The sequence below is a fragment of the Clostridium sp. genome (assembly GCF_036646415.1).
GTDB lineage: Bacteria > Bacillota > Clostridia > Clostridiales > Clostridiaceae > Clostridium_J.
In genome coordinates this window covers 27,525-52,437 of sequence record NZ_JAVXMF010000012.1, presented here as the reverse complement: position 1 = coordinate 52,437, position 24,913 = coordinate 27,525, and the positions used below count along the sequence as shown (strand labels likewise).

Sequence of the window (24,913 nt, the reverse complement as noted above, 5' to 3'; positions counted from 1 at the left end):
AAAAGAGGTTAGTTACATATGTAGTTAATAAGATTACACTTTATTAACAGTATTTAAAAACATTATTAATAAAGTGTAATAAAATTGTTAAGTTGATAATATATTTTACTAATAAATTTAAGGGGGAATTCTATGAAGAAGAAGTTATTGGCAACTATTTTAGCTGGAGTTATGACTCTAGGTATAGTGGGTTGCACGCCAAAGGATCCAACAGCTGGCGGAGATGCTAAAGGTAAGGATTATAAAATAGGAATAATTACAGGGACAGTTTCACAAGGAGAAGAAGAATATAGAGCAGCTGAGGAAATGAAAAAAGTTTACGGGGATATGATAGTACTACAAACATATCCAGATAACTTTATGAAAGAGCAAGAGACAACAATTGCAAATACACTTAGCTTAGCAGCAGATCCTGATGTTAAGGCAATTATATTTGTACAAGCGGTACCAGGTGCTTCTGCAGCTATTGATAAGGTAAGAGAAAAGAATCCAGATATGCTATTTATAGCTGGAGTTCCTGGAGAAGATCCTGCAATGATAGGTGGGAAAGCAGATGTAATCCTACAAGCAGATGAACTTGGAATGGGAAAAACTATAGTAGAACAAGCTAAAAAACAAGGTGCAAAGACTTTAGTACATTATTCATTCCCAAGACATATGTCCTATGAAATGCTAGCAAAGAGAAGAGAGTTATTAAAAGCATCTTGTGAAGAATTAGGGTTAAAATTTGTAGATGCCACAGCACCAGACCCAACAGGTGATGCTGGGGTACCAGGTGCACAACAATTTATATTAGAAGATGTTCCTAGAAAAGTTGCAGAGTTTGGAAAGGATACAGCGTTCTTTTCTACAAACTGTTCAATGCAAGAGCCACTTATAAAATCAGCATTAGCTGAAGGTGCTATTATGCCACAACAATGTTGTCCATCTCCATACCATGCTTATCCAGGTGCTTTAGGTATAGAGATTCCAGAAGACAAAAAAGGTGATGTAGACTTTATAGTTGGAGAAATCGGGAAAAAAATTAAAGAAAAAGGTGGAGAAGGAAAATTCTCTACATGGCCAGTACCAGTAAATATGTTATTTGTTGAAGCTGGAACAGAATATGCTATGGCATATCTAGATGGAAAGACTAATGGCAAAAACGACAAAGCTAAACTAGATGAAATATTAAATAGCAAAGTGGATGGTGAAATAACTATCACTCCATATACAGATGAAGGTACAGGAAAATCATATGACAATTATTATTTAATCTTATCTGATTATGTAGATTTTTAAAAAAATTAGTCTTCAAGGGGGAAACTCCTTGAAGATTTTTATAAATAGAGTTCTTAACTTTAGAGAGATTATCTTCAGAGATTAAAAATTGTTACCTAGGGTTATCATCGGTTATTAAGTAAGTATATAAGAGCGGATTGATATGGATGATATCCTTGAAATCAAATTTGCCACTAAGATGGAGGGATAAAATTTGAAGAACGAATATGTACTTCGCATGGAAAATGTTAAAAAAGATTACTTTGGAAATTTAGTGCTAAAAGGTATTGATTTGAGAATAAAGCCAGGTGAAATCCATGCTCTACTTGGTGAAAATGGAGCTGGAAAGTCTACCCTGATGAATATATTATTTGGTATGCCTGTAATACATAATACAGGTGGGTTTGAAGGAGAAGTATTTTTAAATGAAGAGAAAATATCAATAGAGTCACCTAAGGATGCTATGGAGTTTGGAATAGGTATGGTACATCAAGAGTTTATGCTCATACCAGGTTTTACGGTGACTGAAAATATTAAGATAAATAGAGAAATAACAAAGCCAACTATTGCAAGTAAGATTTTTGGAAAGAGTCTTAGAAATTTAGATTACAAGAAGATGAATGAAGATTCAAGAAAGGCATTAGATACTATAGGCATAGGCATTGGAGAATTAACTTGCGTATCAGGGCTTCCAGTAGGTTACATGCAATTTGTGGAGATTGCTCGGGAAATAGATAAGAGCAACATTAAAGTTCTAGTTTTTGATGAACCTACAGCTGTACTTACAGAGAGTGAAGCAGAAACCTTAATGGATACTATGAAAAGTTTAGCAAGTAGCGGAATTGCTATAATATTTATAACACATAGATTAGATGAGGTTATGGCTATTGCTGATAATATTACAGTTTTAAGAGATGGAGAACATGTAAAGACATTAAAAAAGTCATCAACAAATGTAATTCAGCTTGCTGAACTTATGGTAGGTAGGAAATTAGAAATATTACAAAAGGAAAAAGGTCAGAACTCACAACATAATAAGAAAAAAATTCTTACACTTAAAGATTTGAGCGTAGACATGCCAGGTGAACGAGTGAAAAATATTAATTTAGATATATTTGAAGGTGAAATACTAGGACTTGGAGGGTTGGCAGGACAAGGGAAAATAGGAGTATCTAATGGGATAATGGGATTATATAAATGTGAAGGCGAAGTTAGCCTTAATGGAAATAGTTTAAAGCTTAATAGCCCAAAAGAATCATTAGATAGAGGATTAGCTTTTGTATCAGAAGATAGAAGAGGTGTTGGCCTTCTATTAGATAGTTCTATTGAACTTAATATTGCAGTTACTGCTATGGAAATTAAAAATAAATTCTTTAAATCAATTGGATTTATGGAATTTGAAGATAAGAAGGCAATAAGATCTTATGCAGAAACTATGATTAAGGCATTAGATATAAGATGCACGGGGCCTACACAACATACTAAAAGTCTAAGTGGAGGAAATCAGCAGAAGGTATGTATAGCGCGAGCTCTTGCTTTAAATCCAAGTGTTTTACTAGTGTCAGAGCCAACTAGAGGAATAGATATAGGGGCTAAAAAGTTAGTTCTTGATACTCTTGTAAAGCTTAATGAAGAGACTGGAATGACAATAGTAATAACATCTAGTGAACTTGCAGAGCTAAGAAGTATATGTGATAGGATAGCAATAATTACTGAAGGTAAAGTTGCTGGAATACTAAAACCACAGGATAGGGATGCAAACTTTGGATTGTTGATGTCGGGATTAGAAATACCTACAGATCAAGGAGTTGATAAAATATGAAGGAAAAGTTTAAAGAGTTTATAAAGACCATAGGCTTACCAAGAATTATAATAGCTGGATTTTTTATATTATTATGTATTCTTGCAGTACCTCTAAATTTATCATTACCTATGCTAGCTTCAGATATTTTAGTTAGATTTGGAATGAACGGCATTCTAGTTCTTGCTATGGTACCAGCTATATTATGTGGAATTGGACTAAACTTTGGACTACCTATAGGGATACTAGCAGGTATATTGGGTGGACTTGTTAGTATAGAACTGAACTTAAGTGGTCCAATGGGATTTTTCGTAGGAACATTAATAGGTATACCTATTGCTATATTATTTGGATATCTTTATGGAAAACTTCTTAATAAAGTTAAAGGTTCTGAGATGATGATAGCAACTTATGCAGGCTTCTCAGCTATATCTTTAATGTGTATAGGTTGGTTATTAATGCCTTTTAAAAGTCTTGAGCTAAGATGGCCTATAGGAACAGGGTTAAGAACAACAATAACGTTAGAAGATAGATTTGCCAAAATTTTAGATAGTTTTTGGTCCTTTAATGTGTGTGGAGTAGAAATACCTACAGGATTATTGTTATTGTTTTTCCTAGGATGCATAATAATGTGGTTATTTTTAAAGAGCAAGACAGGAATTATGATGGCTGCAGCTGGGGATAATCCTAAGTTTGCAAAAGCATCTGCAATACCTGTAGATAAAATGAGAATTATAGGTACTATAATATCAACGGTTTTAGGGTCTGTAGGTATAATGATATATTCTCAAAGTTATGGATTTATACAATTATATCAAGCCCCTATGATGATGGGTTTTGCCGCTGTAGCAGCAATTCTTATAGGTGGAGCATCTACCACAAAGGCAAAGATATCTCATGTAATAATAGGAACTTTCCTATTTCAAGGATTATTAACAGTGGGACTTCCTGTAATAAATCAAATGATTAAGGAAAGTAATTTATCAGAGGTTATTAGAATAATAGTTAGTAATGGTATTATAATTTATGCATTAACAAAGGCTAGAGGAGGTGCAGCTAATGAATAAGGATAGATTTGGAGGAAAGTTTAAGGATTATATCTTTAATAATATGGTAACCATACTTTTTGTAATTTTATGTTTAGCTGGATTAAGTCTTTCAGGACAGCCTCTTTCACTAGTATTGAATGAGTTAGTAGCTAGAATAGCAAGAAATTCTTTCTTGGTTCTTGCTTTAATCATACCAGTAATTGCAGGAATGGGATTAAATTTTGGTATTGTAATTGGAGCTATGGCAGCTCAGATTATAATAATTTTAATTACTCATCTAGGAATAACGGGAATTCCAGGATTCTTATTATGTGTTGTACTTACAACACCAGTAGCTATAATTTTTGGATATTTTACAGGGAAGTTGTTAAATAAGACTAAGGGTCAAGAAATGATAACAAGTATGATACTTGGTTTTTGTGCTAATGGATTATATCAATTATTATTCCTATTTTTAATAGGAACTTTAATTCCAATGAAAAATCCAGTACTTATGATAAGTGGAGGAGTTGGAATTAAAAACACTGTAGATTTAACAGGTGGAATAAAATATGCTTTAGATAATATATTTAATAGATCACTTTATTATGTTGTATATAATGCTGCTATTATAGCTTTAGTAGCTTATGCTATTTGCGTTATATATTCTGTAGTAAAGAATAAAAAGAAAAACTTAAAGAAGTTCATTATTAGAGCTGTAATATCCTTGGTAATTTTTATAGTATGTCAAATAAATAGTGTTGCATTACTTTTAGATTATGTAAGTGTTCCCATAATAACCATGATTGTTATAGCTGTACTATGTGTATTCAATATATTAATTTTCAAGACAAAGCTTGGCCAAGACTTTAAAACAGTAGGACAAAATCCTACAGTAGCTAATGCTTCTGGTATAAATGTTGATAAAACTAGAATAAAGGCTATTGTGATTTCTACAGTACTAGCAGCTTGGGGTCAACTTATATTCCTACAAAATATAGGAACATTAAATACTTACGGTAGCCATGAACAAGTTGGTATGTTTGCTATAGCTGCAATTCTTATAGGCGGAGCAACCGTATCTAAGGCTACAAATAAACAAGCTATATTGGGAGTTATTTTATTCCATACCTTGTTTATTGTATCTCCAACAGCAGGAAAGAACTTATTTAACAATGCACAAATTGGAGAGTATTTTAGAGTATTTGTTGCTTATGGGGTAATTTGTGTGTCTTTGGTGCTATATGCTTGGAAGGAATATGTTAGGTCAAAACAAGAAATAAAGCTATAAAGAATAATTTCACGATTTTAATAATATAAAAAAGGAAGCAGTTAATACTCAAATAAAAGTATTAACTGCTATTTTACATGTTTAAATAAGAATCTACATCAGAAAATTCTACTATTAATTTGTCACTATTATTAGTTATATTTTGTGATATATAGTGTTTTACATCTTCAGTTGCTTTATCGAATTCCTTTATTGGAAGAGTAAATTTAAATTCACAGCCTTGATTAGGTTCACTGCTTAGCACAATACTTCCATCTAAAAGTTCTACTAAAGATTTAACTAAGGATAACCCAATACCGCTACCGCCTTTAGTTCTTGATGAAGAATTTTTAACTTGGGTAAACCTCTGGAATATATTTGCTTGCTTGTCCTTTGGTATACCAATTCCAGTATCTTTTACAGATACGGATACTGAAGTATCACAGCAATCTAAGGTTACATATATATGCCCATATTTAGGCGTAAATTTTATTGCATTAGACAGAAGGTTAAGTATAATTCTATCAAGTTTTTCTGAATCAAGAGGCATGTAAACTTCCTCTTGATTAGTATCGAATGTTATAGATATATCTCTATAATTAGCATATTCAACTACAGACATAGTAATGTCTTCAACTACATCTACAATGTTTTTAACCTCAAATTCCACATTATAAAATCCCGAGTCTATTTTTGTCATATCTATTAAATTATTAATAAGTTTAAGTAATCTAAATCCATTTTGTCTTATATAAACTAGCTTAGTTTCATCTTCTTTATTAGTAAATATAAGTCTATCAGTATCCTTATATATATCTAAAAGTTGAAGTCCTGAGAGCATAACATTTAGTAAAGTCCTTATTTCATGAGAAAAATTAGCTAGAAATTCAGTCTTAATCTTATCATTTACTAAAATTTCGCTATATTTTTTTTTAGCAATTGAAGCTTTTCGGTCATTATTGGTCTTTTGAATAGTTTGTATTGCAAGCATAAGCATACATATAACAAGAACTGCCAGAAGTATTGTAACCATGGCGACAGATACTCCTTTATTAAACCAATTATCATTAATAATAATGGAGTTTTTAGGGATTATATTTCTGGAAATATAATTAGCTGATAATTCATTAGAATCAAAAACAAATACAGAGCCGGAGTCATATACTCTAGGAATATTTTTAAGGGAATCACCATTAAGAACACGAAGTGCCATTTCAGATATAGTTTTACTGTGATTTTCTGAATATAATATTTCACCACCAATAACACCAGCCTCAATGTATGATTCATTGAGGGTATATAACTTATTTTGAGTATGCTTTTTTATGGTTTCTACAACATCATTTGGAGAAACCATAGTATCATATTCATTTTTGAAGTTACCTACAAGTATTGAGGGCGAATGAATATTACACTTTTCTATGCAGGAATGTATATCATTTATATAATCGCTTTTTATGAAATTAAAATTTAAATATTCTTTATAATAAGGCATAGAATCTTTTATTAGATTTTCTATATAGTTACAAGCTATAGTATTATCTAATAAAATATTTATTGTTGTGGTTTGGGGGTCAATTTGTAGAATCAAATCTATTAGAGCACGAACATTTATTGGCTCCATTACACCTGTAAAGTTATTATATGGATAAGAAGATAGTTTAGTTACATCATTAATACCGCCATAAATAACAGGTTTATTTAAAAATATATCAGAAGTGTAATATTTCCCAATAAAATTTAATGACTCATCGTCTAAGGGGATAATTAAATCAAAAGATGTGTTTGCATACTTAAGAGACCATAATTCCATCTGTTTATCTAGATAGAGTTCATCTTTATTAACTAAGGATAAGGATTCAGTTTTTATGCTTATATTTAAATCATTAATAAGTAAACTGGATTTTAATTTATCTAGAACCTTAGATTCCCAAAGATCACTTTCATTTTGGGAGGTTAAGATAAGAATTTCTTTATAATTGGATGTGAGGGGTAAATTGTAGTTAGGAGTGACTAGTGCATAAGCAAAAGTATAGTTTAGGGACAGCACAAGAGTTAGAAGCAATAAGCTTACTATATATTTTTTTTTATTAGGTTTTAAAGGAAATATATTTCTAGCATTCATATAAATCACCCAACACAATTATTTTATAATTATATTTAATTAACTTAACACAAAGTATATATATAAGTTTAGTAATATTAACACATACTTGGTACCAAGAAAGTATATATATCGACATAAAAATTATATCATGGAAATAAAAAGATTAATATAAAATTTTCATAATATAGTATTAATACTGTGAATATATTATTGTTATTTTCACAAGATATTATCATTAAGAATGTTGGTGGGGATTATATGAGTAAAAGGTATAAACAGTTATGTAATCAATGTTTAAATCCTGGAGAAATTATAAAACACTATTATGAAGACTTAGTGATTGCGAGAGATTTTAAGGAATATAGTCCTGAAAGTAATTTAGAGGATAGTAAGTATACAAACTGTAAGTTTGAAGAGGTAGATTTACATCAAGTTAAATTTTCTAATGTGATTTTTCAATGGTGTACATTTATAGAGTGTAACTTTACTGAATGTCGTGTAGATTCTATGAGTTTCTTAGAGTTTAATGATTGTAGTATAAACAACACAAGTATCATAAATTGTGAGTTCTCATCTTTATACATTAGAGGTTGTGAGTTAGTTAATGTAGAATTTAAAGATTCCTTTATGAAGGGATGTAATCTCATTAAGAATAGTTATAGTGAGGTTAAGTTTATAGATGATTGCAATTTAATGGATTGTATAATAAAAGACACCTGTGACCTTATGGATATTAGATTTATTAATGAAAGATCTTATACAAAACTTAATTATGGTTCTTACATAGGAAAATTCAATTATGAAAAAAATCTAAACTGTAATAGATGTAGTGAAGATAAAAGTTCTTGCAGTTGTAAATACAGGCTGCAGAGTTTAAATGTAAGCTTTAGTTATATGGATTTTGGAGAACAATATCTACGAAACCATATTGGAGGTAAGTTTGGAAAGTGTTTTTATGAAAGCAAATTAGCTTTTCATAGAACGCTTAAGGGAAAAAAGAAGTTAAAGTCATATTTATCGAATATTGTATGTGGTTATGGTGAGAAGCCTTATAGAAGTTTTATTATATCATTAATGGTAATATTAGTTTTTGCTCTATTATATATGATTACTGGTATAGAAACACCTAGAGGAGTTATAAGCATTTTTACGGTAATAGATAATTTCTCTATGTATGACCTAGTAAGTAATATAATATATTGCATACACTTTAGTTTAGTAACATTTTCGACTGTAGGATATGGGAACTTACTGCCCTGTGGACTTAGTGGAATTATACTTTCAAGTATAGAAATACTTATGGGTATTATAATGATAGGAATATGGACATCTACATTAGTGAGAAAAATGACAAGGTAAAAATGCTGTATTCTAAAGGGGTTTACATCCCTAGAATACAGCATTTTGGTTTTTAAAGTTATATATTTAGAAATACTTTAAATAAATCCCTCAATATGTTTGGCTCTTTCAAAGGATTTAACTATGATTTCTTCAGGATAACCTATATATTTTAACAACTTTATGGCATTTTTAGTTTGTGATACACCTTTTTTTAGTTTGTAATCAAAGGAAAGTCCATCGCTGTTATCTACAGTTTCACTGAAGTGGAAAAAATCATAATTATCTTTAAGAATATCTGCAAGCTCTCTATCATGAGTAGCTACAATTGAGATTACCTTCTTAGAGTTAATATATTTTAAAATCTCAGCTGAAGCCGCAATCCTCTCAACAGGATTTGTACCTCTAAAGATTTCATCTATAGCACAGAATATAGGAAGCGGTTTCTCTGTAGCTCTTATGATACGAAGAAGAGATTCAGCCTCAGCCATGTAATAGCTTTTTCCTGCAGTTACATCATCATTAGGACTAATTGAGGACACCACATTAAAGAAGGAACTTTCATAGCTTTTAGCTAGTACAAAGTTAAAGCTTTGAGCAAAAACTATGTTAACTCCTAGCATTCTTAAGAAAGTAGATTTTCCAGACATATTTGTTCCAGTAAGGATTATGCCATGTTTGTCCATATGAATAGAGTTTGAAACAGGATTCTTCACAAGTGGATGAATACCTTCAGATATATTTAAGCTTATATCTTGAACAAATTTAGGTTTTGTATATGATTCCTTAAGTCCGCTTTGATAACTAGAAATAGAAATTAAAGCTTCAATTTCACCTACAGTATAGTATAGATCTAGAATTATATCTTTCTTCTCAAGCAGATGACTACTAAGCTTATAGTAAGTAGTTTCTTCAAGTAAAAATGGTACTGAAATTACTTCAAATAAGCCCTCAAACATAGTACTAAACCCAATAACTAGAGTTCCTTTATCAATGGCTTTTATATTACCTAAGATGTGATGTATTTTTTTACTATATTTCTGTAATTCAGGTAACTTAGAGTTCTTTATTTTCTTTGAAATTACAATTAACTTTCTAAGATATATTAATCCTCTATCCTTAATGTTTTTAGCCTCGGACATATTTATAAATGCATTAATCCAAAGAACACCACCAAGAATAATTATAAACTTTGCATTCATTGTAAATATAGATATAAGTACTATTATAAGAGGTAGTATCTTCCCAAGGAAGGTATATAAGTAGTATTTGTTCTTGTTTACCTTTAGATAGGTTTCTAGCATTTCAATAAAAGAATTTTTATTATCAAATCCCATGTTAAAAAACCATAACTGGAGTTTTACTCTTTCAGCTTCATTATTCTTAAAGAAGTCAATGAGATTACTACGGTCATTAAGGACTTCTTCATCAGTAATAACATTTCTTAGCATTGAATATAGAGAAGCTTCCCCTGCATTGGTATAGGTTCTATCAATTTTTCCATAGACTGTGTTCATATCCAAATCACTATAGCTTTGCTCGTCTAGAAAATACTCAGTCTTAGGTCTAATATCAAATAACTTTCTAATATCTTTAAAGTTACGTGCTTTGGTCTTATCTTCTTTATAATCCGCTTTAATAATATTTATTTTACCATTGTTACGAAAAAAATTAGAATTAGTTGAAGTTTCCATGTTGTTCTCCAAATATATCACTCCTTATATGTTTTTTTATTTAGATTTGCAACATAAATGTAATATATGTATTTACATGCAATTACTTGTAAATTATATACTATTGTTAAATAAGAATACAATACGAATTAGAAGATTATAAACTAAATTACCTTAGTTAATTTAGTTTTACAAGATAAAAATGGATAGAATCATAGAGAACATATAATGGATAGGTCATATAGCCCATATATAGAAAGGGTTATGTTATAAATAAAAAGAGTTCTTTTCAATGGTATAAAAGGCACTTTTGATAATATTTGTGAAATTTTTGTCTTAATTTTGATATGCTTATATAAGAGTAATAATCATATATATTATTTATATTTAAATTTAAAGGAGGAAAATTAAAATGGAAAAAAAGAAAAGAGGATTTTGGACAACACTAATGCTAGTACTATATATTATTGGAGGTGTTTTTAGTATAATAGCGCCATTTACCAATGAATTAGTAAAGGAATTTACCCCAGAGTTAGCTCTTGGTACAGGCCAACTTATATATAGTGCTATATCTGGAGTTATACTTATAGCTATTACAATAGGGATTTTCATGTGGAAAAAAGTTGCTATATATGTACTAGGAGTATATCAAGCCATTTCATTTATAATAAGTCTTATTATAACTCCTTTCACATGGTATGGTCTTGTTGGAGGATTAGTAGGTTTAGGAATAGTATACCTTATAGTATCTAGCTTACTAAAGAAAATAAAGTATAATGAAGAAATAGAACAGTCAATGAACGTATAGAAAAAGTGGACTTACGTCTTAACAAGAGAGGATTTGGCTATAGGAGGAAAAGATTTGAAAGAAAAAATTAAAATGTCTTCTAAGAAGAAAAAAATACTTATTGTGGTTGGATTAGTAGCTTTTGCATTACTAGTAGCAGGAATTGTAATAGTAAAATTAAGACCAGCTAAAGAGAAAAATATAGTGACACATGAGGATTCATATGAAATTCAGGGAGTAGAACGTTTGAAATTCAATGGAGTTAGTGTTATAAGTGATGAGCAAAGGATTATAGCAGATAAGAGTTTAGGGGAAATAAAAGATATCAAGATTAATGATGGACAAGAAGTTAAATCTGGAGATATATTATTTTCTTATCATAATACTGCAATAGAGGATCAAATAGCACAAAGTGATAGACAGATAGCTAGCAACAATGACAAAATTACTAAAGTTAAAAATGATAAAGCTAAAACCAATAGTAATATAAGTCAATTAGAATCAGAGCTAAATAATATAATTAATGAATTAAGTACAGTTCAAGCTACTGCGGCTAAGAGTCCTGTAGCTGTAGATGAAAATAGCTCAAATAAATCTAGTGAATTAATTAAAAAACAAACAGTGCTTGAAGCAAAGCAAGTTGAAATAGCACAGAAAATAGATATTTTAAAGGGGCAAATTAGTGGAGCAGACAGTGAAATAACTACTTATGAAGACACTAATAAGGGGCTTTCAGTAGAAAAGGATATTTTAAACAAGAAGTTAAACAGTGAAGTAGTTGCAGAGATAGATGGAGTAGTGAAAATTGATAATAAGGGTATAACTGATCCAACTACAGTGTATATGAGAATAATTTCTAAGGAGCCTTTGGTTAAGGCTGAAGCATCTGAATTTGATATAAAGTCCTTAAATGTAAATGACGAGATGTTGTTAAAAGTTGTTAGCAGTGGGGAATATGTAAAGGGCAGTATAACAAAAATTGATGATTTACCGATAGAAGAGGTGGGACGAACTGTAACAGGATATAATTTCTATATAAAACCTGAAAAGAGTATTATGGTTGGATTTTCATTAGAGGTTAATGCAAATTATAAGGGAATAGGAATACCTAAGGATTATGTATATGAAAAGGATTCTAAGATATGTGTACTTAAAGAAAAAGGAGATTCCTACGAAAATATAGAAATAAAAGCAATTTCAGAGGGAGATAGCTATTATTTATTAGATGGAATTGTAGGGATAGGGGATAAGTTAATTAAAAATCCTTCTAAGGTGTTAGAAGGGAGTAATTAATTATGATAAAGCTAACGGATATTGATAAATTCTATACTACGGGAGATGAAAAATTCCAAGCTTTAAAATCCATAAATGTAACAATAGATAAGGGTGAATTCTTAGCTATAATGGGTCCATCAGGTTCAGGAAAATCAACTCTCATGAAGATATTAGGATTACTTGATAAAAAGTTTGATGGAAGTTACACATTTTTAGATAAAGAGATATCTACCTTCTCAGATGATGAATTAAGTAGGTTTAGAAATGAGAAAATTGGATTTATATTTCAAGATTTTAATCTTATAAAGAGACTTTCTATAAAAGAGAACATAGAAATTCCAATGCTTTATAGGGGGCATAGAATCAAGGAGACAAAGCCACGTGTTGAGGAGTTATTAAAGAAAGTTAATCTTGAAAGTAAGATTAATAAGTATCCTACAGAATTATCAGGAGGACAGCAGCAAAGAGTATCCATTGCAAGAGCTTTGGTGAACAGACCTGAAATAATAATTGCAGACGAGCCTACGGGAGCTTTAGATAGTCATACATCTAAGGAAATAATGGATATATTTAAAGCGCTTAATAAAGAAGGCATAACTATTATTTTAATTACCCATGACATTAATGTAGCTAGAAAAGCTAATAGAATAATGACAATTTTTGATGGAGAGCTTAAGGAAGGTGAATTTTAGATGAAGCTTAATGTTCTAATTTTTTCTGCCTTAAGAAATCTTGTGAGGAATAAGAAAAAATCTTTTTTAACTATGCTAGGTATAATAATAGGAATTGCAGCTGTTATTACTATTGTTGCTTTAGGAGAAGGATATAAGAATAAAACTATAAAGGATTTAACGGGAGAAAATAAAGGTGAGATTGTACTAAACGCTATGCTTATGAGTAAAGATAACAATTCACCTGCAAATACTGTAGGAAATAATTTTAACAATAATGATAAAAAAGCTATTGAAGAATTATCAGAAGTTAAAGCAGTAGAATATGAATATTCTACTAATGAAATGGGTGAATTTGTTAACTTAACTGTTAGAGGTGTTCAACTTCAAGGGTTAGCATCAAAGGTCAAAAGTACTGATTCAGACAAAATTATAGGTAGAAATTTAACGAATAAAGATGATGAAAATGCAACAAGGACAATTGTGCTAACAGAGAACTTATTAAAAGATAAGGTGAAAAATCTAAAAGATCCAAAAGATTTAATAGGTAGTATAGCTAGTTTGAATGGTATTACATTTGAGATTGTAGGAATTATTGAAGCTGATGAGGAAGAAGAATTTAGTTTCAAATTTACCTCAGACATTCAAATTCCAGAAAGCACATATAATAAGTATTTTGCAACTGGTGGAACTATCCAAGGGTTAAAAATTACTTTATCTAGTGGCGTAGATGTGAAAGAGACTGTTAAGAAGGTACAAAATATTCTTAACGATGTAGGATCTAAAAAAGCTGAAGGTGAGTACATGGTTATGGATACCGGTGGAATAATTAAAATTATGGGAACCGTGTTAAATACTTTAACATTATTTATAGCGGGGGTTGCAGGAATATCACTATTTATAGCAGGTATAGGAGTTATGAATATGGTATATACTTCAGTCTCAGAAAGAACATTAGAAATAGGTATCAAAAGATCCATAGGAGCTCGAAGAAAAGATATAAAGAGAGAGTTCTTAGTTGAGGGAGTTGTGATTACTGTTACAGGGGGATTAATAGGATATGTAGTTGGAATAATACTTGCAAACATCATTTCATTATTCATGCATATGACTATTATACCAAGTTTGTTTACTGCATCTATTGCCATAGGAATATCTATATTTGTAGGAATAGTATCAAGTATAATTCCAGCAAATAAGGCAGCTAGCTCAAACACTATTGATATACTTAAATAATTATATAAGGCATCTTTGACTTATTATTTATTTTCAGATACTTAATAGAAAACAGGTAGATTTTTTCTGCCTGTTTTTTGTATGAGTATTAACTTTTATGCCAAATGTTGAAGTATGTCCTTTTTATATTTATAACCAATAAGAGCACTCTCATTGTAATCAATAAATTTAATTTCATAAAGCTTTGTATATAATTTCTTAAAGCTTTCAACATGTTTAATATTTATTGCATAGGATTTATGGGATTGAATAATATAAGGTGAATTAATTTTTTCAATTAACCGTTTAAAGGATATATTCTTATAGTTGTATATACCTTTATAAGTATGGATTCTACAGACGTTCTTTTTGAACTCTATAAAAAGTATGTTTTTAATTAGAATATTAACAGAACAATCCCTAGCTATATCTATAAAAATAGAGTTACTACAAAGATCTTCACCTTTAGGGTTTATAGTGATGAAATTTTTTATTAAATTAAGTATTGCGTCATTGCTATAAGGCTTAAGTAATATATCATAGCAATGGGTAGTTTTAAAAGCTTTAAGCATACATTCAGGTTTAGAAGTAAAAAAAATCATACCTGTAAGTTTATAGTAGGGAAAACTACGAATATATTTTGCCAATTCTAGTCCATTGCCATCTGGAAAACATGTATTCAAAAAGAATAAATCTATATTTTTATTAGATTCATCTATGATAGATAAACCTTCCTTATAGTAGGCTGCAGTATATACTTGTATTTCTAAGAAGTTTTTTTCAATTAATGTTTTTAAGTAGTTTCTTTGGAAATTATCATTTTCCACGATAAGAATGTTCATGAAAGGCACCTCACATAAATAAATAATTATATATTTAATTATAGATATTATACTTTACTAGTATATTGATGTCAAAATTATTATAAAATGTAAAAAAATAAGGAGGCCTTCTATAAATATTGTAAATTCATAGGGAAAACTAAGTGGTTATGATATAATACAAGGTAGATTATAAGTATGGTAGAGTGTGTTATTTTAAATAATATTTTTGATATAATATAAGTGAAAATTATCTATTCAGAATGGAGGTAGGTCTATGGGTGCAAAGTATATTTTAGATAAATTTAACAAGGGTAAAAAACAAAGATTTTTTATTGTATCAGGTAATGAAGGTTTCGGTAAAACTAAGTCGGTTCTATCAAGAGCTGTGTTTTTACAGGAAAATTATTGTATTAGAGAAAATGAAAATATATTAATTGTATCTGATGAAAATTTAGGTCATACCTTAGAGGAAATAAAGAATGAAAGTGGAAGGAATAATACATTTTTTTCATTTTTGAATAATAATAACATTGAAGTATATTCAAAGAAACAACTCATTAATAAATATTTTAAGAGTATGAGTGATGACGTGAAAAGTTTAAATAAAAGGTTGTGTGAAGCTGATGTTGTAAGAGAGATAATACTAGATGGAATAAATCAGCTTAGACATCTAGAGAAAAACATGAATAAGATTATTGTATCTCAAAACATAGATTTTTTATTTGATGAGATTTTGTATATAAAGGAAATGAACATAAATTCACTTAATGAATATCAGCAATTAAATAGGAAAAAAAGAGGACGTACTATAAGAAAAAATTCTAAAGGTAGGGAAGCTATTTATACATTATACCTATGGTATTGCGATTATATGGAAAAGAGTGGATTAATTGATTCCATTGATGAATTCAACCTAGTCTATAACTATGAGGATAGTGTTAAAAATTTAACTTATGCCCATATAATAATAGATAATGTTGAAAAACTAACTATTAAAGAATTAACTTTTATAAGAAGCCTTTTAGGACAACTTACATATAGTAATTTTATATTAGTTAAGGATATCAATAAAGATATTACAGAAAGCCCTTGGAAGGATTATTTTAAACGTAATAAAGATGTAAGCTATTTTGACGATAACAAATATAAGGTTATAAATTGCAATACTGTTGTGGCTAAAAGGAACCTAGAAGTAGATAACAAAATGAGTTTAGGTATAAAAGAAGTTAAAGACGGAAGTGAAGCCAAGGAAAAGAGCTCTATTTTAAAGAAATCAGAAAACTTAGATCCTAAAAACAATAATAATAAGGAGATCATAATGAGTGAGTCATCAAAGGTTAATAGACACAGTGAATATATTGAAGTTTATAAATACGTGGACTTTAAACATAATGTATCTCATGAATTTGCAATAGATACTAGTAGTTATGATGAGGTAATTTTAAACATCGATACCACTAGTGAAGTAATTGGTGAAAAGGAAATAAATAAGATTCCTGTATATAATGAGATTGCAGCAGGACAACCAATTTCTATAAATGATGAAGTAGAAGGAGCTTTTAATCTTCCTATTTATTGGCTTAAAGGAGTTCAACAACCTTTTATATTAAAGATAAAAGGAGATAGTATGATCAATATAGATATTGAAGATGGAGATTATGTTGTTATAAATAAACAAACTATGGCAAACAATAATGATATAGTAGCCGTTAGTATAGAGGGAGAAGCTACACTTAAGAGATTATGGTTAAAAGGTACTAAAGCAGTTCTAATGCCAGAAAATAATAAGTATTCTCCAATAGAAATTACAGAGGACAATGCTTATATCATTGGAAAAGCAGTGGGATTAATCAAAGCCCTTCACTAAAAGAATTAGTTTCAATATTATTAATGTTAGAATTATCACATAATATGTTGTATAATGAGCTAAGGGATTAGGGTTATTTTGATTATGAAAGGGAGAGATTTTATGTTAAGTAAAATAAAATTAAATTTAGAAGCAGTTGAAGCTATGCTTTATTACTGGCAAGCGGCTGCTGAGAAGGATAATATAGCAGAATCATTTTTCTATGATGTAGCAAAAATGCCAGGATTAACTGTTGCTTATGATGATGAATTTAATGGGGAATCTGTGAGAAGAGCTTTAAGTGCTATTAAGAATAGAGAGCCTTTTGACGGAACTAAGAAAGAAAAGAAATTTTGGAATAATAATATGTGGATGATGGAAGATTTAGCATTTACACAAGCTATGGCTAGTCCGCTTAAGAAATTAAATATAGATTCACTTGCTAGCGAATTTAAGGATGTAGAAAATATACATAATTATGAGGAAGTAGAAGTTATATTTTCTCCATTACATTCTGATGAATATATAATTAATAGTAATAAATTAGTTATAAACTTCTTTAGAATTAAAATAGATCTTATTGATGGAACTGCAAAAATTGGTGATACAGAAATGGTTGAATACATTAAGAATAAAATTAAAGAATTATTATCAAAATAGAATTATTGATAAAATAACAGTATAATTAGCTATACTGTTATTTTTTGTATAAGGTATCTTCAAAAAATAAACAAGTCAATCTCCTAGGCTATTTCCATTGATACGTCGTCAGCAGAACCCTTAGATAGTTCTACTATCTGCGGAACCTGCTTCCTTGTCTAACTCAAAATATCCTTCGCATCTTTGAATTATTATTTATTTTCAGATGCCTAATGTATGTTTTCCACTTTTAATAAAGTTTTACCTGTAGTATTATAAATATAAGAGATTTTAGTAAATCTTTAAAATGTATTTTAGTGTGGTGTGATGAAGGATGGACAAAACTCATTTTAATATAGGATTTTTTGATTCAGGGGTTGGTGGTATTAGTGTTTTAAGAGAAGCCATAGCTTTGATGCCAAATGAAAATTATATATATTTTGGAGATTCTTTAAATGCTCCATATGGTATAAAGAGTCCGGAAGAGGTTAAAAGATTATCATTTAATGTGATAGATAAACTTATATCTATGGATGTTAAGGCTATAGTTGTTGCTTGTAATACAGCGACCAGTATTGTCATTGATGATTTAAGAGAAAAATATATGGATTTGCCCATAATAGGGATAGAGCCAGCTCTAAAACCAGCGGTAGAGAATTATGGAGATGGAATTATAGTGATAATGGCAACTCCAATGACCTTGGCAGAGAATAAATTTAGCATATTGAGAGAAAGATATAGTAAGACTGCACATATAATTCCAATGCCATGTGATGGGTTAGTTGAAATTATAGAGAGTGGAAATACTAGAGGATCTATTATAGAGGATTATTTAAATGATAAGTTTAAAGATGTTTCTAAAGAACAGGTATCAGCAGTAGTACTAGGATGTACCCATTATCCTTTTATAAAGGAAGCTCTATTAAATGTTATTAATAAAGATGTTTCAATTATAGATGGAAGTAAAGGTACCGTTAGGCAACTAAAGAGAATGTTAAAGGCAAAAAATTTACTTAATAATAGTGAGAGTAAAGGTAGTATTAAAATATTGAACTCTAAAAATGAGGAGCGATTAATAGCATTATCCTATGAATTGCTTCAAGGGGATAAAAATAGCTAATTGAGTTGTAATTTAATTACAAATATTAAAATATGTATTAACTAAGTTATATATATTAACAAAATGTAATCTAGTGGATATCACAATTTTTGCTTAAATAGCATAAGGCATCTTCAAAAAATAAATAAGTCAATCTCCTAGACTATTTTGAGTGATACGTCGTCAGCAGAACCCTTAGATAGTTCTACTATCTGCGGAACCTACTTCCTTGTCTAACTCAAAATATCCTTCGCATCTTTGACTTATTATTTATTTTCAGATGCCTAAAGTGATAGACATAATATAAATAATTAAATAGAAAGAAAAGAGGAAGATATATGAATCCAATAGTAACATTTAAAATGGAAGACGGAAAAATAATGAAGGCTGAATTATATCCTGAAATAGCACCTAACACTGTAAAGAACTTTATAGACTTAGCTTATAAAGGATATTATGATGGTTTAATTTTTCATAGAGTAATACCAGGATTTATGATACAAGGCGGATGTCCAGAGAAATCAGGAATGGGCGGCCCTGGATACTCAATTAAAGGGGAATTTGGAACTAATGGTTTCAAAAACACACTTAAACATTCAAAAGGTGTATTGTCAATGGCTAGAGCACAACATCCAGATTCAGCTGGATCTCAATTCTTTATAATGGTTGCAAATGCTCCACACTTAGATGATAGCTATGCTGGTTTTGGTAAATTAATTGAAGGTGAAGACGTTGCAGATGCCATAGTTGCTACAAAAACTGATAGAAGAGATAGACCTTATGAAGATCAAGTAATAGAATCTGTTACAGTAGATACTTTTGGAGTAAACTATGGTGAGCCTGAAAGAGCATAAATAAGGGGTTTTAGTATGAATATACTTAATGAAAGATTAATTATAGCTTATGGCCTTGATAACGAAGAGTTAGAAAAGTTAAACTTGAAATTTAAGGATGTGTGTAAAAAACCGTGTATAACAATAACTGAAGATATGGGAAACTATACTTTAGAACATATCTTAAAGGAAGAACAAGTGGAATCAAGTAGTCAGCAGCTTCCTAAGGAGAAGGTTATTATATTTAATGGCTTTTTAGGAGTGTATCTTCAACAATCTGTTAAAAAGGTTAGAGAAGTTTTAGGTTCTGAGCCTATACTTGCTTCAACTACACCTAATTCAATAAAGATGACTCTTAATGAATTAGTAGATCATCTAGTAAAAGAAAGACAATTTTATAAGAAATAAATCATAGAAATCCTCTAGGTTAGAGGATTTCTATTTAGGCATATTCAAAAAATAAATAAGTCAATCTCCTAGGCTATTTTGAGTGATACGTCGTCAGCAGAACCCTTAGATAGTTCTACTATCTGCGGAACCTGCTTCCTTGTCTAACTCAAAATATCCTTCGCATCTTTGACTTATTATTTATTTTCAGATGCCTTATAGTATTCTAAAATGGGATAGGTAAGGAGGAGAATTAATATGAATACTGTTGGTGAAAGAATAAAGCAGGGAAGAAATGCTAAGGGGATGACTCAAAAACAACTTGGAAAGAAACTTGGTGTTTCAGAAGGATATATTAATGATATTGAAACTGGGAAAAAAGTTGTAGAAGAGAAATTTATAGAACGAGTTGGTAAGGTTTTAGGTGGAGAACTTGCAGAAATGACTACTCTATTTGATAATATAGCCTATGAAGAGAGAAAATCTTCAGAATCTACTTCAAAAGGGTGTGGAATGGTTAAGAACAGTAAAGGAAAAGATGCAATAAATGAAGTATGGAATGATGCCTTTAGTTCTGTTCTTAAATCTGTAGGAATTTACAATTATGATTTAAATAAACCTATAGGGAAAAAGGAACTTCCTGTTATATCTAATAAGGTAGAAGGGTTTGCCCAAGATAAGGTTTTATATATTAAAATTCAAAATGATGACCTACTAGGATTTAGAATATGTGAAGGAGATTTAGCTCTGGCAAATCTAACTACTGAAATAGAAAGTAATAAGATATATCTTATAGATATAAAAGGGGAAAGGGTGCTTCGCCAATTAAAGAGATTAGATAGCAATAAGGTTTTAATAATAAGCAATAAAAATATGGTTCGTACAGAAACATCACATCCAAAAGATATAAAAGTTATTGCAAAACTTAATAGATTAGAGATTGAACTATAGACAACAAGGATTATAGTCGGGTAAATATTATTTTATCTGACTATAATCTTTTTTAGTTTGTATACAAGGGTAAATTAAGTATTAAAACCTAGTATAGTTTATAAATATAAGAGTAAATCTTATTCAATTAACCTTTTTACAATTTATACATACTATAAATGTATATAGGTTTTGGGAGGTGATACTTTGGAGAATAGTGATGGGTTACTAAATTTACTTATAAATATACCAAGTAATATACAGCAGAAAGTTATTGGATATAGTTATGAAGATATCATGTCAAATCAGGTTGAGTTAATTGTACTTTATGCTGGAAATCCAATTACGTTGAAAGAAAGAGTTGAAGCTATCGGAGGAACTTTTGATGATTTAGGATTTGGGTTTGGGATTATAACTATAATGGGAGGAGCTATTAGAGAGTTATCCAGTATTAGGCAGATTAATTTTTTAGAACTTCCTAAGAATTTATATCTTACATTTGAACCTAGCAATAGAGCGTCATGTATAACTGAGGTAAATTCCAATTATAATTTATATGGTGAAGGCGTACTTGTAGGATTCATTGATTCAGGAATAGATTATAGGAATCTTGGATTTAGGACGGAGAATGGAGATACAAGAATAGAGTTTATCTATGATTTAGATCAAGGCGGAGTGGTATATACTAAGGAACAAATTAATGAAGCATTAAAGAATATAGATCCATATTCAGTGGTTCCACACCAGGATAGAGTAGGTCATGGTACTCATGTGGCTGGAATAGCTTGTGCAGGGGGAAACATACCTAGGAGAAACTATGGAGTAGCACCCAGAAGCTCTATAGCCATGGTAAAGATGACAAGAGAAATAGGTGGAGTAGGAGCAACAAGTACTCAGCTAATGAAAGGAATTAAATTTTTAATTGATAGATCATATGAGTTAGATAAACCACTTGTAATAAATATAAGTTTTAGCACCAATGATGGAGCCCATAATGGCGGAAGCTTATTAGAACAATATATTAATACAGTATCTACAATCCAGAGAGTAACTATAGTTATAGCAGCTGGTAATGAAGGGGATAAGGCTCATCATGTGGGGGGAATACTACGTGAAAATCAAGTTATACAAATAAATGTTGGAATGGATGAAAGAGTAATAAGAATTAATCTTTATAAAAGCTTCCTAAAGGATATTACATTAAATCTTATGGCTCCAAATGGGGCAATTAGTGGACCTATGATGTTAACAAAAGCAATAAATAGTGGAAGAATAGGAGGTAGTGAGTATTTTATATATAATACTGGACCAACACCATTTGATATTGATGGTGGAATAATAATAGTTCTTTCAGGTGTGGGCGATAATACCATAAGTAATGGTATATGGTCTATGGAGATGTTAACAAGTACTTCATATATAGGTAGATATGATATGTGGCTACCTATTGCAGAGGGGTTGAATGTTACTACCAGATTTTTAAGTCCTAATGTAAGCAATACTGTAGGAATACCTGGAACAGTAGAATCCGTTATAACTGTTGGAAGCTACAACTATGTAACTAATAATATATCTGCGTTCTCTGGAAGAGGCAATTTATTATTAAGTCCAGTAAAACCAGATATAGCATCACCGGGAGAAGATATAGAATCAACTACACCAACTGGTGGATTTGATCAACGTTCTGGTACATCTATGGCTACACCGCAAGTAGCAGGAGCCAGTGCACTCTTAATGGAGTTTGGAATTGTCAATGGAAGTGATCCCTACTTATATGGACAAAGGTTAAAATATTTTCTATTAAAGGGAGCTGCTAGAAGGAGATTTGATGTAGTATATCCTAATAATAGTTGGGGTTACGGAACTTTATGTTTAGCTAATGCACTTAATGTTTGGAATAATGAGGTGGCATCAAGATAAATTATATCATTAATTAGAAGCGGTGAAAGTATGAGGTGAAAATACAATACTTAAATTGGGAAAATCCTTTTTAAAATTAAAGGTAAATGTAACTTTTTCATCATAAATATCATAAGATATAATTGAAATATTATTTTAAGGAGAACATTATGGCAGATACAGGTAAATTGCAGGTTCAAGTATATATAGCTAATACAGCGATACCAATTACTAATGCCAATATTAGAATAACAAGAACAGATGGGGAAATGAGAGAACAGATGGGGACACTTACTACCAATATGGAAGGTCAAACGCCGGCAGTAGATTTAGAGACACCTCCAATAGAGCGATCACTTGACCCTAATAATACACTAATTCCTTATAGTCTTTACGATGTAATAGTAAGTGCTGAGGGTTATGATGATGTATTTGTGAGGGGTTGTCAGATACTACCATTCCAAACAGCAGTGCAAATATGTAATTTGGTTCCAGCAAGTCTTAATAGAGAAACTCAGCAAGGTGAAGACGTAATACAAATAATAGATATACAACCTAATAGACAGTTTGGGGATTTTCCACCTAAAATACCAGAAGACCCAGATAAACCATTACCACCACCACCAAGTGGACTGGTAGTGTTACCAGAACCAGTTGCACCAGAGTTTATAGTAGTTCATGCAGGAGCACCAACCAATACAGGTGCACCTAACTATACGGTTCCATATAGAGACTATATAAAAAATGTAGCTAGTGGTGAGATTTATGCTACATGGCCAGAATCAGCTATAAGAGCAAATGTATATTGTATAGTTTCATTCACTTTAAATAGAATATATACGGAGTGGTATAGAGGGAAAGGTTATACATTTGATGTAACTAACTCCACAGCTTACGATCAAGCTTTTTCTTATGGCAGGAATATATATGGTAACATAAGTGCAATAGTTGATGAGATTTTTTCTACTTATATTAAAAGGTCTGGAGCTAAACAACCTCTACTTTCACAATATTGTGATGGAAGAAATGTTCAATGTCCAGGATGGCTAACTCAGTGGGGAAGTAAGGATTTAGGTGAACAGGGTTATATACCTTACGATATATTAACTAATTTTTATGGTAACGATATTGTACTTGAAAGAGCAGTCAGCGTTTCAGGAAGTCCAAGGTCATATCCAGGATATACTTTGACAGAAGGAAGCCGTGGAGAACCCGTTAAAACTACACAGACATTCTTAAATAGAATATCTCAAAACTATCCTTTAATACCAAAGGTGCCAATAGATGGTATATATGGACCATCAACTACAAATCAAGTAAAGGTATTCCAACAAATATTTGGATTACCACAAACAGGCCAAGTAGATTATGGAACCTGGTATAAAATATCAGCCATATATGTTGGTGTAACAAGGATTGCAGAGTTAAGAGGTGATGTTGAAACAATAGAGCCGTCAAAATCTGAATATGCATACTTTAGTCCACATTCACCATATAAAGACGCGGTAGATATACCAAAGATTAAATATCCTATAAATTGATTTAAGGCTGTTTAAAAATTGAATATGTTTTAAACTAGTGTTGAAAGTGGACTTATATTATTGCCGCAAGCCGTTTCGGAACCATAAGTGACACTCAAAATTTTATATTTTGTTAGTGGAACTTACTCCACCGAACGCAGTTGAGGGGGAGTTTCATTATTACATGGAAGAAACTCCTTCTCATATGCATTCGAATGAGTAAGTTCGAAGAGCTAAATCGTAGATTTAGATTTAAGAAACTCCTTCTCATATACATTCGAATGAGTAAGTTCGAAGAGCTAAATCATAGATTTAGATTTAAGAAACTCCTTCTCATATACATTCGAATGAGTAAGTTCGAAGAGCTAAATCATAGATTTAGATTCTCACTTAACAACTCGCATTCGCTCAAACAGGTTGTATTTTTTACGGATTAACCATTCATATAGCCTAAGTAAATTCAAGAACCCTGCAAATGGCTTTGCTATCAATAATATTTAAGTCCACTTTC

20 protein-coding genes are annotated in these 24,913 nt (G+C 30.5%); 17 read left to right on the top strand and 3 right to left on the bottom strand.

Annotation, left to right across the window (positions count from 1 at the left end; genetic code table 11):
- The first annotated feature begins 132 nt into the window (after nt 1-132).
- From RSD37_RS09795 to RSD37_RS09780, 4 genes are all read left to right on the top strand, one after another.
- Complete coding sequence (locus RSD37_RS09795; RefSeq protein WP_346946550.1) at nt 133-1,281, top strand: DUF3798 domain-containing protein; 1,149 nt, start codon at nt 133-135, stop codon at nt 1,279-1,281.
- A gap of 193 nt (nt 1,282-1,474) precedes the next feature.
- Entirely contained in the window at nt 1,475-3,082 is a 1,608-nt protein-coding gene (locus tag RSD37_RS09790; protein ID WP_346946549.1) for a sugar ABC transporter ATP-binding protein, read from the top strand.
- Nucleotides 3,079-4,128, top strand: coding sequence for an ABC transporter permease (locus RSD37_RS09785; protein ID WP_346946548.1), 1,050 nt, complete (start codon nt 3,079-3,081; stop codon nt 4,126-4,128). The genes RSD37_RS09790 and RSD37_RS09785 overlap by 4 nt, the downstream gene beginning before the upstream one ends.
- Nucleotides 4,121-5,380, top strand: coding sequence for an ABC transporter permease (locus RSD37_RS09780; RefSeq protein ID WP_346946547.1), 1,260 nt, complete (start codon nt 4,121-4,123; stop codon nt 5,378-5,380). Before RSD37_RS09785 ends, RSD37_RS09780 begins: the two co-directional genes overlap by 8 nt.
- A gap of 73 nt (nt 5,381-5,453) precedes the next feature.
- On the opposite strand, the gene RSD37_RS09775 is transcribed toward RSD37_RS09780, so the two are convergent.
- Nucleotides 5,454-7,484: a HAMP domain-containing sensor histidine kinase gene (locus RSD37_RS09775; RefSeq protein WP_346946546.1), complete on the bottom strand. Its 2,031-nt coding sequence runs from the start codon at nt 7,482-7,484 to the stop codon at nt 5,454-5,456.
- A 240-nt stretch (nt 7,485-7,724) separates the two neighbouring features.
- Here RSD37_RS09775 and RSD37_RS09770 point away from each other — a divergent pair, with 240 nt between their 5' ends.
- Nucleotides 7,725-8,825 (top strand): pentapeptide repeat-containing protein, encoded by a 1,101-nt coding sequence (locus RSD37_RS09770; protein WP_346946545.1) that lies wholly within the window; start codon nt 7,725-7,727, stop codon nt 8,823-8,825.
- 77 nt (nt 8,826-8,902) lie between these two features.
- Here RSD37_RS09770 and RSD37_RS09765 read toward each other — a convergent pair whose 3' ends face one another.
- Nucleotides 8,903-10,498 carry a DNA mismatch repair protein MutS gene (locus RSD37_RS09765; RefSeq protein WP_346946591.1) on the bottom strand — a complete coding sequence of 532 codons (1,596 nt, stop codon included), beginning with the start codon at nt 10,496-10,498 and terminating at the stop codon, nt 8,903-8,905.
- Nucleotides 10,499-10,889: 391 nt separating this feature from the next.
- Here RSD37_RS09765 and RSD37_RS09760 point away from each other — a divergent pair, with 391 nt between their 5' ends.
- From RSD37_RS09760 to RSD37_RS09745, 4 genes are read left to right on the top strand one after another with little or no spacing between them, the layout of a single operon-like run.
- Nucleotides 10,890-11,285 (top strand): hypothetical protein, encoded by a 396-nt coding sequence (locus RSD37_RS09760; RefSeq protein ID WP_346946544.1) that lies wholly within the window; start codon nt 10,890-10,892, stop codon nt 11,283-11,285.
- Nucleotides 11,286-11,339: 54 nt separating this feature from the next.
- On the top strand, nt 11,340-12,557 hold the full coding sequence (locus tag RSD37_RS09755) for an efflux RND transporter periplasmic adaptor subunit (RefSeq protein ID WP_346946543.1): 1,218 nt from the start codon (nt 11,340-11,342) through the stop codon (nt 12,555-12,557).
- 2 nt (nt 12,558-12,559) lie between these two features.
- Entirely contained in the window at nt 12,560-13,231 is a 672-nt protein-coding gene (locus RSD37_RS09750) for an ABC transporter ATP-binding protein (protein ID WP_346946542.1), read from the top strand.
- Complete coding sequence (locus tag RSD37_RS09745) at nt 13,232-14,446, top strand: ABC transporter permease (RefSeq protein WP_346946541.1); 1,215 nt, start codon at nt 13,232-13,234, stop codon at nt 14,444-14,446.
- 95 nt (nt 14,447-14,541) lie between these two features.
- Here RSD37_RS09745 and RSD37_RS09740 read toward each other — a convergent pair whose 3' ends face one another.
- Complete coding sequence (locus RSD37_RS09740; RefSeq protein ID WP_346946540.1) at nt 14,542-15,267, bottom strand: LytTR family DNA-binding domain-containing protein; 726 nt, start codon at nt 15,265-15,267, stop codon at nt 14,542-14,544.
- A gap of 256 nt (nt 15,268-15,523) precedes the next feature.
- Between RSD37_RS09740 and lexA the strand changes: the two genes are divergently transcribed.
- The 8 genes from lexA to RSD37_RS09700 all read left to right on the top strand — a co-directional run bounded on the left by lexA (nt 15,524) and on the right by RSD37_RS09700 (nt 24,423).
- Nucleotides 15,524-17,116 carry a transcriptional repressor LexA gene (gene lexA / locus RSD37_RS09735; RefSeq protein WP_346946539.1) on the top strand — a complete coding sequence of 531 codons (1,593 nt, stop codon included), beginning with the start codon at nt 15,524-15,526 and terminating at the stop codon, nt 17,114-17,116.
- Between the two features lie 102 nt (nt 17,117-17,218).
- Nucleotides 17,219-17,755: a hypothetical protein gene (locus tag RSD37_RS09730; RefSeq protein ID WP_346946538.1), complete on the top strand. Its 537-nt coding sequence runs from the start codon at nt 17,219-17,221 to the stop codon at nt 17,753-17,755.
- A gap of 313 nt (nt 17,756-18,068) precedes the next feature.
- Complete coding sequence (gene murI, locus RSD37_RS09725) at nt 18,069-18,854, top strand: glutamate racemase (protein ID WP_346946537.1); 786 nt, start codon at nt 18,069-18,071, stop codon at nt 18,852-18,854.
- A 317-nt stretch (nt 18,855-19,171) separates the two neighbouring features.
- The gene (locus RSD37_RS09720) at nt 19,172-19,687 is read left to right on the top strand and encodes a peptidylprolyl isomerase (protein WP_346946536.1); all 516 of its coding nucleotides are present in this window, start codon (nt 19,172-19,174) and stop codon (nt 19,685-19,687) included.
- Between the two features lie 15 nt (nt 19,688-19,702).
- Nucleotides 19,703-20,074 (top strand): DUF3783 domain-containing protein, encoded by a 372-nt coding sequence (locus RSD37_RS09715; protein ID WP_346946535.1) that lies wholly within the window; start codon nt 19,703-19,705, stop codon nt 20,072-20,074.
- Between the two features lie 237 nt (nt 20,075-20,311).
- Entirely contained in the window at nt 20,312-21,004 is a 693-nt protein-coding gene (locus RSD37_RS09710; protein ID WP_346946534.1) for a helix-turn-helix domain-containing protein, read from the top strand.
- Nucleotides 21,005-21,190: 186 nt separating this feature from the next.
- Entirely contained in the window at nt 21,191-22,903 is a 1,713-nt protein-coding gene (locus RSD37_RS09705; protein WP_346946533.1) for a S8 family peptidase, read from the top strand.
- A 149-nt stretch (nt 22,904-23,052) separates the two neighbouring features.
- The gene (locus RSD37_RS09700) at nt 23,053-24,423 is read left to right on the top strand and encodes a peptidoglycan-binding protein (protein ID WP_346946532.1); all 1,371 of its coding nucleotides are present in this window, start codon (nt 23,053-23,055) and stop codon (nt 24,421-24,423) included.
- Nucleotides 24,424-24,913: the final 490 nt, after the last annotated feature.